The organism is Deltaproteobacteria bacterium, assembly GCA_019912665.1.
Classification (GTDB): domain Bacteria; phylum Desulfobacterota; class GWC2-55-46; order GWC2-55-46; family GWC2-55-46; genus UBA5799.
The window spans coordinates 267,477-280,281 of sequence record JAIOIE010000008.1; the positions used below are offsets into that span (position 1 = coordinate 267,477).

Annotated in this window: 14 protein-coding genes; 7 read left to right on the plus strand and 7 right to left on the minus strand. The window is 58.1% G+C overall.

Going from position 1 to position 12,805, the window contains the following annotated elements:
• Nucleotides 1–174 precede the first annotated feature (174 nt).
• Both gyrB and K8I01_03925 read left to right on the plus strand, forming a co-directional pair.
• Nucleotides 175–2,598 (plus strand): DNA topoisomerase (ATP-hydrolyzing) subunit B, encoded by a 2,424-nt coding sequence (gyrB, locus tag K8I01_03920; protein ID MBZ0219563.1) that lies wholly within the window; start codon nucleotides 175–177, stop codon nucleotides 2,596–2,598.
• A 36-nt stretch (nucleotides 2,599–2,634) separates the two neighbouring features.
• On the plus strand, nucleotides 2,635–3,468 hold the full coding sequence (locus tag K8I01_03925) for an NYN domain-containing protein (GenBank protein ID MBZ0219564.1): 834 nt from the start codon (nucleotides 2,635–2,637) through the stop codon (nucleotides 3,466–3,468).
• 87 nt (nucleotides 3,469–3,555) lie between these two features.
• Here K8I01_03925 and tatC read toward each other — a convergent pair whose 3' ends face one another.
• The 6 genes from tatC to K8I01_03955 form a co-directional block, all read right to left on the minus strand.
• Nucleotides 3,556–4,323, minus strand: coding sequence for a twin-arginine translocase subunit TatC (gene tatC / locus K8I01_03930; GenBank protein ID MBZ0219565.1), 768 nt, complete (start codon nucleotides 4,321–4,323; stop codon nucleotides 3,556–3,558).
• Nucleotides 4,320–4,571 carry a twin-arginine translocase TatA/TatE family subunit gene (locus K8I01_03935; GenBank protein MBZ0219566.1) on the minus strand — a complete coding sequence of 84 codons (252 nt, stop codon included), beginning with the start codon at nucleotides 4,569–4,571 and terminating at the stop codon, nucleotides 4,320–4,322. Before K8I01_03935 ends, tatC begins: the two co-directional genes overlap by 4 nt.
• Nucleotides 4,572–4,575: 4 nt before the next feature.
• Nucleotides 4,576–5,040 carry a universal stress protein gene (locus tag K8I01_03940; GenBank protein MBZ0219567.1) on the minus strand — a complete coding sequence of 155 codons (465 nt, stop codon included), beginning with the start codon at nucleotides 5,038–5,040 and terminating at the stop codon, nucleotides 4,576–4,578.
• Nucleotides 5,041–5,141: 101 nt separating this feature from the next.
• Entirely contained in the window at nucleotides 5,142–6,296 is a 1,155-nt protein-coding gene (locus K8I01_03945; protein ID MBZ0219568.1) for a nicotinate phosphoribosyltransferase, read from the minus strand.
• 9 nt (nucleotides 6,297–6,305) lie between these two features.
• A complete protein-coding gene (locus K8I01_03950) occupies nucleotides 6,306–6,980 on the minus strand; it encodes a rhomboid family intramembrane serine protease (protein MBZ0219569.1) in 675 nt (224 codons plus the stop codon).
• On the minus strand, nucleotides 6,977–7,465 hold the full coding sequence (locus K8I01_03955; protein ID MBZ0219570.1) for a DUF3568 domain-containing protein: 489 nt from the start codon (nucleotides 7,463–7,465) through the stop codon (nucleotides 6,977–6,979). The genes K8I01_03950 and K8I01_03955 overlap by 4 nt, the downstream gene beginning before the upstream one ends.
• 171 nt (nucleotides 7,466–7,636) lie before the next feature.
• On the opposite strand from K8I01_03955, the gene K8I01_03960 reads away from it, so the two are divergent.
• The 3 genes from K8I01_03960 to K8I01_03970 are packed head-to-tail and all read left to right on the plus strand — an operon-like array spanning nucleotide 7,637 to nucleotide 9,546.
• Complete coding sequence (locus K8I01_03960) at nucleotides 7,637–8,272, plus strand: nitroreductase family protein (GenBank protein ID MBZ0219571.1); 636 nt, start codon at nucleotides 7,637–7,639, stop codon at nucleotides 8,270–8,272.
• Nucleotides 8,273–8,279: 7 nt separating this feature from the next.
• Nucleotides 8,280–8,810, plus strand: a complete 531-nt coding sequence (gene tpx, locus K8I01_03965; GenBank protein ID MBZ0219572.1) for a thiol peroxidase — start codon at nucleotides 8,280–8,282, stop codon at nucleotides 8,808–8,810.
• Nucleotides 8,811–8,829: 19 nt separating this feature from the next.
• Nucleotides 8,830–9,546 carry a pirin family protein gene (locus K8I01_03970; protein ID MBZ0219573.1) on the plus strand — a complete coding sequence of 239 codons (717 nt, stop codon included), beginning with the start codon at nucleotides 8,830–8,832 and terminating at the stop codon, nucleotides 9,544–9,546.
• 184 nt (nucleotides 9,547–9,730) lie between these two features.
• Here the strand turns inward: K8I01_03970 and K8I01_03975 are convergent, their stop codons facing one another.
• Nucleotides 9,731–10,555, minus strand: a complete 825-nt coding sequence (locus tag K8I01_03975) for an aldo/keto reductase (protein MBZ0219574.1) — start codon at nucleotides 10,553–10,555, stop codon at nucleotides 9,731–9,733.
• Nucleotides 10,556–10,695: 140 nt separating this feature from the next.
• Between K8I01_03975 and K8I01_03980 the strand changes: the two genes are divergently transcribed.
• Nucleotides 10,696–11,487 (plus strand): hypothetical protein, encoded by a 792-nt coding sequence (locus tag K8I01_03980; GenBank protein ID MBZ0219575.1) that lies wholly within the window; start codon nucleotides 10,696–10,698, stop codon nucleotides 11,485–11,487.
• A gap of 172 nt (nucleotides 11,488–11,659) precedes the next feature.
• On the plus strand, nucleotides 11,660–12,790 hold the full coding sequence (locus tag K8I01_03985; protein MBZ0219576.1) for a DUF362 domain-containing protein: 1,131 nt from the start codon (nucleotides 11,660–11,662) through the stop codon (nucleotides 12,788–12,790).
• Nucleotides 12,791–12,805: the final 15 nt, after the last annotated feature.

The window sequence follows — 12,805 nt, forward strand, 5'->3', positions numbered from 1 at the left end:
TCACTTGTTTTCCAGCCTGTCCAGCACGGAGCGCCCCCTCTTTTTTCTGGAAAAAAAGCCCCTTTCCGTGGTAAAATCAGGGTTTGAATTTCCGCCCTTGATTATACTCCCGGGCTTTAGACCGAATGTCGGAAGAAAGGAAGAGAGTCATTGAAAAAAGACCGGACCGACGAAATCGAAAACCCATCCCCGAACGCGGCATACGACGAGAAATCCATTAAGGTGCTCGGGGGGCTCGAGGCCGTAAGGAAGCGGCCCGCCATGTACATAGGCTCGACCGGCGCCATGGGCCTCCACCACCTCGTCTACGAGGTAGTGGACAACTCCGTCGACGAGGCGCTCGCCGGCCACTGCAAGAACATCGACGTGGTGATACACGAGGACTGCTCCGTAACGGTCATCGACGACGGAAGGGGCATACCCGTAAAGATGCACCCCGAGAAGAAGAAGCCCACAGTCGAGGTAGTCCTTACGGAGCTCCACGCGGGCGGAAAGTTCGAGAACAAGGCGTACAAGGTCTCGGGCGGCCTCCACGGCGTGGGCGTTACGGTCGTCAATTTCCTCTCCGAGTGGCTCGAGGTGGAGATAAAGAGGGACGGCCAGGTATTCACCCAGAGGTACGAGCGCGGAAAGCCCATAAAACCGCTTGCCGTCGAGGGGAAGACAAAGAAGACCGGCACCCAGATAACCTTCAAGCCCGACGCCCAGATATTCGAGACTACCGAGTTCAGCTTCGACACCCTCTCCCAGAGGCTCCGGGAGCTTTCGTTCCTCAACGCCGGCATAAGGATAACCATAAAGGACGAGAGGTCGGAGAAGTTCCACGAGTTCCAGTACAAGGGCGGCATCGTGAGCTTCGTCGAGCACCTCGCCAAGTCCAAGAACCCAATACACAACAAAGTCATCTACATGTCGGGCGAGAAGGAGTCCGTCCAGATGGAGATGGCCCTCCAGTGGACCGACTCCTACAACGAGACCATTTATTCCTACGCCAACAACATTAACACCACCGAGGGCGGCACGCACCTGGCGGGCTTCAAGTCCGCGCTCACCCGTACCATAAACAGCTACGCATCGGACCGCGGCCTCACCAAGGACATAAAGGAATCGCTCCAGGGCGAGGACGTGAGGGAAGGGCTCACCGCGGTAATAAGCGTCAAGCTCCCCAACCCCCAGTTCGAGGGGCAGACTAAGACCAAGCTCGGGAACTCCGAGGTCGAAGGCTATGTAAAGATGATAGTCAACGAGGTACTGGCCACGTTCCTGGAGGAGAACCCCACGGTCGGGAAAAAGATAATATGCAAGGCGGTCGAGGGCGCCAGGGCCAGGGAGGCGGCCAGGAGGGCAAAAGAGATAATAAGGCGGAAGGGCGCTCTCGATTCTACGAGCCTTCCCGGGAAGCTCGCAGACTGCCAGGAGACGAACCCCGCCCTCTCGGAGCTATTCATAGTCGAGGGCGACTCAGCGGGCGGCTCGGCCAAACAGGGCCGCGACAGGCGCTTCCAGGCAATACTCCCCCTTAAGGGCAAGATATTGAACGTCGAGAAGGCCCGCTTCGACAAGGTCCTCTCGAACGAAGAGATACGGACCATGGTCATGGCCCTGGGCTGCGGCATCGGCAACGACGACTTCAAGCCCGACAAGCTACGCTATCACCGCATAATCATCATGACCGACGCGGACGTGGACGGGAGCCACATAAGGACGCTCCTACTTACCTTCTTCTACCGCCAGATGAGGTCGCTTGCCGAAAACGGGCACCTCTACATAGCCGAGCCGCCCCTTTTCAAGGTGAAGCGCGGCAAGGAAGAGCGGTATTTGAAGGATGATTCCGCGCTCGAGGAGTTCATATTCGAGCAGGCCCAGGACGGGATATCCATCGTCCCCAAGGGCAGGAAGGCCCCGGTCCAGGGGAAAAACCTACTCGCGATGCTTAAGAGCATCTCCAGGTGGCGGAGGTCGCTTGCCCGCATCGAGAGGAGGGGCAGGGACTCCGAAATTATAGAGGCGCTCGTCCTTAACGACGGCATAGGACCGGATTCGCTCAAAAGCGAGGCTCAGGCCAAGAAGATAATAGAGGGCGTGAGCGCATATCTCAAATCCCTCTCGCTTGAGAACCTTCCCTCGTTCAAGCACGAGAAGGACCCTGAGCACGAATCGTACACGATAAGGTGCGTCTCCAGGCGTAACGGGGTCTCTACCGAGACCGTCATCGACAGGAACCTCTTCCACTCAGCCGAGATACAGGAGCTTAAGTCCCTTGCGAAGGCGCTCAAGGAAGCGGGGGAGCCGCCCTTCACTGTCACGAACGGCGAAGACGACACCGAGATCCTCACCTTCAGGGGCCTCGTTGAGCACGTGATAGAGCTCGGCAAGAAGGGCCTCTCAATACAGAGATACAAAGGACTTGGAGAGATGAACCCCGGACAACTCTGGGAGACCACCATGGACCCGGAAAAGAGGGCGCTCCTCCAGGTAAAGGTTGAGGACGCCGTAGAGGCGGACGCGATCTTCACCAAGCTCATGGGCGATATCGTCGAGCCCAGGAGGGAATTCATCGAGAAACACGCCTTAGAGGTCTCGAACCTGGACATTTAAGCTGAATCATAAAAGGCTGCTAAAAAGGACTCTCCCGTGAACAGCAAGAAGGCGCAAAGGATAGGGCTCTATATAGACGTCGCCAACATCACCCGTAACGGCGGCTACGGCATGCGGTTCGACGTGCTCCGTGACTTCGCGTGCAGGGACAACGGCGAGCCAATAAGGCTCAACGCCTATGTAGCCTATGACGAAGAGCGTGCAAGGACCGACTCCGACTACAGGGAACGGACCTTCAACTTTCATTCGACATTAAGAGACTACGGCTACAAGGTAATAGAGAAGACGGTAGCGTGGTACACGGACGAGGCCGGGAACCGCTTCGGCAAGGCCAACGCCGACCTCGACATGGCCGTTGACGCGCTCCTTCAATCCGAGAACCTCGACAAGGTCATGATGGCGACCGGCGACGGCGACTTCATCCAGGTCGTCCGTGCGCTGCAGAACAGGGGCTGCAGGGTGGAGGCGGTCGCCTTCCAGAACGTCTCATCCAACCTCCGGAGGGAGGTGGACCTTTTCATGTCGGGCTATCTAATCCCCAATTTGCTTCCCATACAGGACTCGGAAACCAGGAAAAACTGGGGCGACGTCGGCTCCCGGGTAAGGGGCATCTGTTACACCTACAACCGCTCCAAGAACTTCGGCTTCATGAGGTACTTATCCAAGATAGGCCCAGGCCTCTGGATAACGGACACCAGGAGGGCCGATTCGCCCTATGGCACCGCTTTCGCTCACGAGTCGGGCTTCGCCCCGGGGACCGAGATAAACCTCCTCCCGAGCAGGGACATGATCTTCGAATTCGACCTAGTGCAGGGCGAAAAGGGGATGCAGGCCTCTAATATCGTAAAGATACACCCTTCCGGCTACTGATTGCCCGAGGCCCCTGATCGAATCTGCAACACAATAAAAAAGCCCTTCGTCCGAAGGGCTTTTTTATTTGCTTGCGGGAGTTTTTTTTCACTCTCCTTCCGCACCATCCGGCTGAGCTTCTGCCTCCTTCTTTTTCCCGAAAAGCCATGCCACGATTATGCCGATGCCATAGAGGACCGCGAGAGGCCCTGCCATGAGCATCTGGTTGAATATGTCGGGGGTGGGGGTTATTACCGCCGAGGCGATCAATATGAGCACGAGCGCGTATCTCCACCAGCCCACGAGCTGGCGGGCAGAGACCAACCCGAGCCTTGAAAGTACTAGTATGGCGAGCGGGAGCTGGAATACGAGCCCGAATGCCACGAGGAGCCTCGTGGCTATCGAGAAGTACTGACCCATGGAGAGAAAGGGCTTCAGGCCCTCGGTAGAGTAGCTAAGGAGGTACTTGAACCCGAACGGGAAGACGACCCCGAAGGCGAAGGCCGCGCCCCCGGCAAAAAGGACGACCGAAAAGAAGACCGTGAAAATAAACCAGCGCCTCTCGCTCCTGTACAGCCCCGGCGCGATAAAGGCCCAGGTCTGATAAAGGACGACCGGGCTCGCGGTTATGATCCCTCCAAGGAGCGCGACTTTGAGATATATGAAGAACGGCTCCACTACCCCCGTAAAGACCATGAAGTCCTGCCCCTCGGGAAGGGCTCGGATAAGCGGCGAGGCCAGAAACCAGTAGAGCCTCTCGGAAAAGTAATAGCAGGCGAGGAAACCGGCCGCGACGGCCGCAACCGAATAGATGAGCCTGCGCCTGAGCTCCCCGAGGTGCTCGGTAAACGACATCCTCCCGTCTTCCGGCGTCATGCCTCTTCCTTATCCTTCCCCGGCACGGGCTTGATACCTGGCTCCGGGGCCTGTGCCTTTTCCGGCCCTTTTACGCGGGTTTCTGCGGCAGCCTCCCTGAAGCTCTTCTTGACCTCTTCACCGGCCTTCATGAACTCGGTATACGCCTTCCCGAGCGTCTTTGCCATGGCCGGGAGCTTTTCCGGGCCGAGGGCTATCAAGGCCGCGATGAGGACCAGTATCAGTTCGCCTATGCCTATCCCGAACATCCCATTACCTCGGCGGCGGCACCACGAGCACCGGGCACGGCGATTTCCTCATCACGCGCTCGGTGGTGCTCCCGAATATGACCCTGTCCACGCGCGCCTTGCCGAAGGTGCCCATGACCACGATGTCCGGGTCGACAGCCTTCACCTGCTTGAGTATTTCCTTGTAGGGCTCGCCTTCGAGGAGGTCGGTCTCGACGTCCGGGAACCCCTTGAACCTCGTCTCCACGAATTTCCTGAGCATGTCCCTGGCGCTCGCCCTCATTTCCTCGTCGAGCTTTTCGAATGGAAGGTGCGGGAGGTAGAAGCCCCTTGCCTCGCGGCTCGTCTCCATTACGTGGACCACCCGGAGCCTGGCTCTGTATTTCTCTGCGAGCGAAAGGGCGTATCCCGCGGCGTGTATCGAGGCCCCCGAGAAGTCTGTAGGGAAGAGTATCACCCGTATCCGGGGCTTTTTAGTTTTGGGCGGCATGGGGCTCCTTTCTCCGGAAATGCAACTCACCGCTGAAATCCCGTTCTTTTTCAGTATCTTATATTAAGAACACCGTGTTTTCAATAGCATTCGGGCAGAGATCAGAGGCTAAGTCCGTTTATCCGCTCAAGGACCCTCTCCCTTATCGCGGCAGGCTTCGGAAGCTCCTCCGTCACTTCCCCTTCCCTCAGAAACGGCTTAAGGAGCATCTCGAACTCGCCCCCGCACGCGCATTTTGCCTGCTCGCCAAGCGGGAATACCGCCCTCCTTCCGCATGCAATGCACCTCCCGACTTCCTTGGCGCCCGACCACTTGCCCCTTTTGGCGGCAGGCTCCCCGTCGATCTCCATTATGTCCATGGCGAAGTCCACCACAGGGGCATTGCTTATGGCGGTCCCGACCCCGAAGGCGTCGACGAGCGGCTTAAGATTTGAGACCTCATCCTCGTCCAATCCGCCCGAGACGAATATGCGGACGTCTTTAAAGCCGCGGAGGTCAAGTTCCCACCTCACCTCTTCGCAAATCCTCAAGAAATCGCCGCGCCTCGATGCGGGCGTATCCAGGCGGACGGCATGGAGGCGCCCGCCCATGCCCTCGGCACACCGGATAGACTCGAACTTCTCGTCGTTGAAGGTATCGACCAGCGCCACCCTCTTTACCTTCGGGTCCACAACCTCATCAAAGGCCTTAACTGCCTCGACCGTGTCCCCGAGGACGAGTATGAGCGAGTGCGGCATGGTGCCCATCGGGTCCATATCCAGGAGCTCGGCGCTCACGATGACGGCAACCCCGTCGCAGCCGCCGACGTAAGCGGCCCTCTCTATCATGGGCGCTACGGCCGGGTGCATCCTCCGGGCGCCGAAGCTCACGATGGTCCTCTCGCCCGCCGCTATCCTTATGCGAGCGGATTTCGTGGCCACTCCCGTAGCCTGGCAGATAAGCCCCAGGAGCGCGGTCTCGAAGACGCAGAACTCCTGGTATCTCCCCTCTATTTCCATTACAGGCTCCCAGGGGAGGAATACTTCTCCCTCCCGCATGCACCTCAGGTTCACTTTTTTCCCTTTCATGAGGTGCGCCACTTCCTCCACCCCGGCGAGCACGCCCCACCCGTACAGGTCCGGGAGCTTTTTCGCAAAGAACTCGGCCCTTACGCGCTTGTCGACGCCCTTCGCCTTCAGTATCTCAAGCGTCCTCGCGAAGTATATATCAGTTACCCTTCCGCTCCTTATGTCCTCCGGGTCGGAGATATGGAACATTCGGCCTCCTTACTGGTATCTGACCCGCCGGAACGCCTTGTACATGAGCGCTACAGCGGCCCCGGCAACGAAGCCGCCTATGTGTGCGAACCAGGCGACACCCGCCCCTGCGGACAGGCCCGAGCTCAATATTTGAAAAAGGAACCAGAAGCCCAGGAACGCCACGGCCGGGAGCCTAGCCATGCTTATGAAGAGCGGAAGGATTACGAGGGTCTGCACCTGCGCTCTCGGGAACAGCATGAAATAAGCGCCCAGGACCCCGGCTATGGCGCCGCTCGCGCCTACCATGGGCACGATCGACCCCGGCTCGATGAGGATGTGGACCATGCTCGCGGCAATGCCGGCCGAGAGATAGAAGAAAAGGAACCTGAAATGGCCGAACCTGTCCTCGACGTTGTCGCCGAATATCCAGAGGAATAGCATGTTCCCTCCGAGGTGGAGGAGCCCTCCGTGGACGAACATGGCCGTAAGAAGGGTTAGCTCTACCGGGAGGACGTCTACGGGCCTTACCTCGGCCATGCTCGTTAACTCGGCGGGTATGGCGGCGGTCGCGTATATGAAACGTTCGAGCCCGTTTACGTCGAGGGTAAGCTGGTAGATGAAGACCGCCACGTTCAGGATAAGGAGCGAGACGGTAACGTACGGGTAAGTCCTCGATGGTATGTCGTCCCTGATAGGTATCATGACGGGGGACCAGAACCGGGCTGGACCTGGAATTCATTTCCCCTGGCAAAGCCCATTAGAGCTATTTCGGCCTGGTATATTATCTCGAAGGCCGTATTCTTGTCCTTGAACACGAACCCTCTCTTAGCATTCACGGACATCCTTGTCAAGGTCGGGGTGAGCCTTTCAAGGGTAATATAAATGGTATGCACCCTCGTCGTTGCCGTTATCTCCGTCATGTTGTGTTTCCTTTCGCGCCTTATGACCTTGAGGGCCATCCATCTCGAGGCTTCGAGGGTTGCGCGCTCGACCTCCTCTATGGGGCTCGTTATAGTCCTGTAGGCGATGTTCGTGAGCGTGTACGAGATGCCGCCGCCCGCGCCGGCCAGGACCGCCGGGAGCGCGGCCGGCAGAAGCGGCGCAACGGGCACGGCCGCGCACCCGTTCATGAGCACGGCAAATGCCGCCGCCATCATCATGCATATCCCGGGAACCTTGCCCCTCATGGCCGCCCCTTTCCGCGCCCGGCTGGCGTTAAGCCCTGATTCATTATTATACCAGCGATACCAGCGGCAAGGGCAAAAAGCGCGTCTCTTCGGTTCGCCGCCGTCCGATTGACAGCCTTCCGTAATCTGATAACCTTTAGGTAGGCCCGCCAGGGCCATAAGGAGGGCAGGATGGATACGATACAGGCCATCAAGGAAAGGCGCTCCATCAACTTCTTCGACCCGTCAAAGGAACTTGCAGAGAGCACCGTCAGGGAACTCCTCAGCCTCTCTAACCTCGCGCCGTCCTCATTCGACCTACAGCCGTGGAGGGTGGTCGTGGTCACGGACCCGGAAAGGAAAAAGACCCTCAGGGCCTGCGCCATGAACCAGCAGAAGGTGGAAGAGGCCCCCGCCGTCTTGATAATCGTAGCGGACCCTTCCGGCGTAGAGGAGAACATGGACAGGGTCCTTGAAAGCTGGCAGGCGCTCGGGTACATGAGGGCCGAAATGCGGGGCGCGTACGCGGACATGATAAAGAGCCTGTACGGAGCCAGGGACAGCCTCACGCGAAAGTTATTCGCCGCAAAAAACGCATCCCTCTTCGCCATGACCCTGATGATAGCCGCAAAGGGCATGGGCCTTGAAAGCCATCCGATGGACGGCATCGACGAGGCCTGCATAAAAAGGGAATTCAAAATACCAGAGGACATGATAATCCCCATGCTCATAGCCGTAGGGACTCTCAAGCCCGGCGGGAGCCTACTTCCGCGGGCATTCAGGCGCGAGCTCGACGAGTTCGTATCCTTCCAAACATACCGAAAGTGAGGTAGCCATGGAAAGAGAAGCCAGGATAACGCTCTCAGGAAAGCCGGTTACGCTTATCGGCCCGGAGCTCAAGGCCGGTGACAAGGCCCCGGACTTCATACTCGTAAATAACGACATGAACGAGGTCACCCTCAACGACTTCCAGGGCAAGACAAAGCTCATAAGCGTAGCCATGTCGGTCGAAACAAGCGTATGCGACGCGCAGCTCAGGACCTTTAACGAAAAGGCGGCCTCGCTCGGGAAGGACATTGCCGTCCTCAACGTGACCATGGACCTGCCGTTCACCCTCAAGAAGTTCTGCGGGACCGCTGGCATAAAGAACGCCGTGGCGCTCTCAGACTACAGGTACTCCTCTTTCGGCAACAACTACGGCGTCCTCATGAAAGGCCTCCGGATACTCGGCCGCTCGGTCTTCATAGTCGATTCACGGGACAACATCGCTTACGTCGAGATCGTGCCCGAAGCCACCAGCAATGTCGATTTCGACAAGGCGCTCAAGGCCCTCTCCGGGCTCCCTGCCAGGGGCAAGGCGGCTTGAGTTCCATTCAATCCGCGCCATGATCGCGGTAAGGCACCCGGAAGATATCTACCAGGCCAGGGGAACCATCCAGGACGGCACCTTCACCGGACGCTGGCATTTCCCGTTCGGGGGATACCGCGACCCTGAAAACCCGGGCTTCGGCGCGCTCTGGGTCTTTAACGACGACACCCTCTCGCCCGGCGCAACCTGGCCCCTGCACCCACATCGCGAAATAGAGGTCGTAACATACTGCGCCGGAGGCGAGTTCCTCCACGCGGACGAGAGCGGCAAGGGCGGGGTCCTGAAAAAGGGCTGGGTGCAGCATACGACCGTCGGAAGCGGCATGCTGCACTCCGAGATAAACAACAGTCCCGACGAGCCCATGCGCTTTATCCAGATGTGGTTCCACCCCTCAAGAAAGGGACTCAAGCCCTCAGTCGAGCAGAAACCGGTCGAGAGGCGCGAGCGGACCAACAGGCTTCTTAAGCTCGTCTCACCCGACGATAGCGGTGCGCTACGCATAAGCTCCGACGCGAATGTCCTTGCCTCCTTCCTCGAAAAGGGAAAAAGCCTGACCTACGGCCTTGGCGCCGGAAGGGGCGGATACCTCTATGTCGTGGAAGGCGGGCCTGTAGCGGTAAACGGCAACGAGGTGGAAGCGCTCGGCGCGGCCAGGACAGAAGACGAAAAAGAGCTGCTCATAAAAGCCCTCGAAGATTCGGAACTCCTCCTCGTGGACGCGCTATTACCCTGAAAGGCCGCAGAGAGACTTGGGGGGAACTTTCTGTAGAAAGTTCCCCCCATACCCCCTTCAAAGACTTTTAGTTCCTGAGAGGACCCCTAATAGGGGTCCTCTCAGGAAGAATTAAAAATTTTTGGAGAGAGTTTGAGAGGACCTTTTTATAAAAAGGTCCTCTCAAGGTTTCTCAACGGGCCTATCAGGGCTTATAGTACATGAGCTGTCTTGCGTAGGGTTCGATCATCTGGGAGAAGCGGCGGGCTTCCTTTAGCTTCAAAGGCTGGAATGTGCTTGCGGCCTCGGCGTTCTCGGTGAGGTGGTCGGTATTATCGCAGCCGACGACGGCCGTTGAGATGGGCTGCGTGAGGGCGTAGCTCAAAAGGAGCCTCTTGGGGGCCTGGAAGAGGCCTTTCATGTAGACCTTCATCCCGGCTATGGCGGTGTCCTTTGCGCTCGCGATTGGCGCTATCTCATCCACGAAGCACTTATAGAACGGCTCAGCCGGGTTTACCGGGATAAGAACGGCGTCGAAATCGAACGCTTCGAGGCAGGACTTTATTACCGCAGGGTCCTGGTGGCCTGTTACGCCTATGTATTTCACGAGCCCCTTGTCCCTGGCCTCGATAAAGGCTTCGAGCGCGCCGCCGGGGGCGAGTATCCGGCTCACCTCGTCCGGGGTCCTTACATCGTGGATATACCAGAGGTCGAGGTAGTCGGTCTTCATGTTCCGGAGCGTCTCGCCGAGGTGATCGAGCGCGCCTTTCTTGTCTCTCGCGTGCGACTTGCTCGCCAGAAATACCTTGTCCCGCCGTTCCCGGAGCGAAAGGCCGAAGTAGGACTCGCTTCCCGAGTAGGCCCTGGCCGATTCCATGTAGTTTATGCCCAGGTCCAGGGCGGCGTTTATGAGCGCGTCCGCCTCCTTCTCCTTCCCGAAGGTCCTTAGGACCCCTTCTCCGCCGAGCCCGAGCACGGTGACCTCGGCCCCTGTCCTCCCGAACTTTCTTTTAGGTATCGGCCTTTCCATCTTTTAAGTATAGCACCGGTCCTTTCCCGTACTCCCCCTTTTGCCGGGGCCATGATGTTATATAATAAAGGTGGGCTGAGGTAAACCGGTTTTTTTTCTCCTTCAATCTGCATTTCTGATAAAATCCGCTCGGAGGTCTGGTGGAAAAGGAGATGAGGGACAAGGCTCCGCACCCTGTAGCCGCCATGCTCTTACGGAGGGGGTTCGACGTGCTCGTCTCGAACCCGACCGAATACCTCTTCTTCCCGCCGGACCTGGAGAAGCCTTTCGAGGACGAGCTCTACGGGATGCTCAAGAAGTATTCCTTCAGGCTTTTCGTGAGGGACGTCATAAAGAACAGGCGGTCTTTCAGGGCAGGCGACCTTTTGAAGTATTCGAGCCTCGAATGGGTCGAGAGGTATTTGAAGTTCCTCCTGGACAGGAGGGTGATCGAAGAGACCGGGGGCGGTGCGTACAGGTTGAAGGCCGAGGCGGTTTTCAGCTTCGGGGACACCCTCGAATGGTTCGTGGCAAACGCCTTCGAGAGGGAGTTCTCTTCCCCCGCGCTCTGGGGCGTGCGCCTGAAGGGCGGGGCGGCCGGAGGCGACTACGACGTGGTAGCCTCGGTCGAGGGGAGGCTCGTCTACGTGGAAGTAAAGTCTTCACCCCCGAAGAACATAGAAGAGCCCGAGGTGGCGGCCTTCATAAGGAGGGTGCTTGAGCTACGCCCCTCACTGGCGGTATTTTTGGAAGATACGCGTTTACGTATGAAGGACAAGATAATGCCTTTCTTTGAAGACCTTCTAAAGGGGAGGGCCATTGAGAGGGTCGAGGGCGAGACCTTCACGATCGAAGGCAGGATCTTCGTCACGAACAGCCACCCAGGGCTCGTGAATAACCTGGCCCTGTGCATCCGGGAGCATCTGAGGCCCAGGGCGTTCTGGACCGATTAAAGGCTGCTGAAAAAGCCAAATCTGCTGCGTCGTCTTCAAAATTCGTCACTGCAGCGTACAATAAAAGTACGCCTCATTCCTCATTTTTCGACTCCTTGCATCTTGAGCTTTTTGAGCAGCCTGTGAGATATTGAGTTAAGTCAAGTAGCCCTTACAATGAGGAAGGTATCCGATGGCCGACGTATCCATAACCAGATGCGCCTCCTACGAAAGAGCCGCTGTCATGAAGGCGGTCGCCGAGGCCGTCGGTCTCATTGGCGGCATTGAGCGGTTCGTAAAGAGAAGCGAGCGCATACTCGTGAAGCCCAACCTCCTGGCGGCAAAGCCTCGGGATGCCGCTGTCACGACCCACCCCGAGGTCGTAAGGGCAATGCTCGCGCTCATAAAAGAGGCAGGGGCAATGCCGGTAATCGGCGACAGCCCCGGTTTCGGGAGCGCCAGGGCGGTCGCGAAAAAATGCGGCGTTCTCGACATCGCGGAAGGAATGGGGGTGGAAATAATAGAGCTTGCAACTCTAGTCGTCGCCGAGAACCCCAATGGCCACACTTTCAGAAGGCTCGAGGTCGCAAAAGAGGCGATCGAGTGCGACGGCATCGTGAACCTCCCGAAGCTTAAGACCCACGTCCAGATGCACCTTACGATGGCCGTAAAGAACCTCTTCGGGTGCGTGCCAGGCAAACTCAAGCCCCAGTGGCACCTCTCGGCAGGGGTCGAGAGCCGGTACTTCGCCGACATGCTCCTCGACCTTTCCCTTTACCTCGCCCCAAGGCTCACGGTAATGGACGGGGTCGTGGCAATGCAGGGAAACGGCCCCGGTAGCGGAGAGCCCAGGGAGCTCGGCCTCGTATTCGCCGGCACGGACTGCGTAAAGATGGACTCAACCGCGGCCTCGATACTCGGCGCGTCATGGAGGGACGTTCCCATACTCAAGGCCGCGTCGAAACGGGGGCTTGAATGCAGGCCTGAAAAGGTGACGGTTGCGGGCGAGGACCCGGCAAGGCTCCGAATAAGGGACTTCGTCTTCCCCCCGCAGTCGAACGTGAATTTCGCCGCCAATTTCCCCGGCTTTCTTGACAGGTCGTTAAGAAAGGCCCTGACCTCGAGGCCGCATGTGGACGATAAAGACTGCACGCTCTGCGGCATATGCGTGGGCGTATGCCCGGCAGGCGTAATGGAGAAAACGTCCCGGATCGAGATAGAGTATGACCGGTGCATAAGGTGCTACTGCTGCCAGGAGCTATGCCCCGAGGGGGCCATCTCGCCGAGGGACGGCTGGCTCAAAAGGCTTATCCCCGGGTTCTGAGGCGTTCCGGATTGG

What these genes read in the sequence shown, in the direction of transcription:
- tatC (MBZ0219565.1), bottom strand. Translation starts at nt 4,323, where the DNA reads ATGACGCCGGAAGACGGGAGGATGTCGTTTACCGAGCACCTCGGGGAG.
- K8I01_03935 (MBZ0219566.1), bottom strand. Translation starts at nt 4,571, where the DNA reads ATGTTCGGGATAGGCATAGGCGAACTGATACTGGTCCTCATCGCGGCC.
- K8I01_03940 (MBZ0219567.1), bottom strand. Translation starts at nt 5,040, where the DNA reads ATGCCGCCCAAAACTAAAAAGCCCCGGATACGGGTGATACTCTTCCCT.
- K8I01_03945 (MBZ0219568.1), bottom strand. Translation starts at nt 6,296, where the DNA reads ATGTTCCATATCTCCGACCCGGAGGACATAAGGAGCGGAAGGGTAACT.
- K8I01_03950 (MBZ0219569.1), bottom strand. Translation starts at nt 6,980, where the DNA reads ATGATACCTATCAGGGACGACATACCATCGAGGACTTACCCGTACGTT.
- K8I01_03955 (MBZ0219570.1), bottom strand. Translation starts at nt 7,465, where the DNA reads ATGAGGGGCAAGGTTCCCGGGATATGCATGATGATGGCGGCGGCATTT.
- K8I01_03960 (MBZ0219571.1), top strand. Translation starts at nt 7,637, where the DNA reads ATGGATACGATACAGGCCATCAAGGAAAGGCGCTCCATCAACTTCTTC.
- tpx (MBZ0219572.1), top strand. Translation starts at nt 8,280, where the DNA reads ATGGAAAGAGAAGCCAGGATAACGCTCTCAGGAAAGCCGGTTACGCTT.
- K8I01_03970 (MBZ0219573.1), top strand. Translation starts at nt 8,830, where the DNA reads ATGATCGCGGTAAGGCACCCGGAAGATATCTACCAGGCCAGGGGAACC.
- K8I01_03975 (MBZ0219574.1), bottom strand. Translation starts at nt 10,555, where the DNA reads ATGGAAAGGCCGATACCTAAAAGAAAGTTCGGGAGGACAGGGGCCGAG.
- K8I01_03985 (MBZ0219576.1), top strand. Translation starts at nt 11,660, where the DNA reads ATGGCCGACGTATCCATAACCAGATGCGCCTCCTACGAAAGAGCCGCT.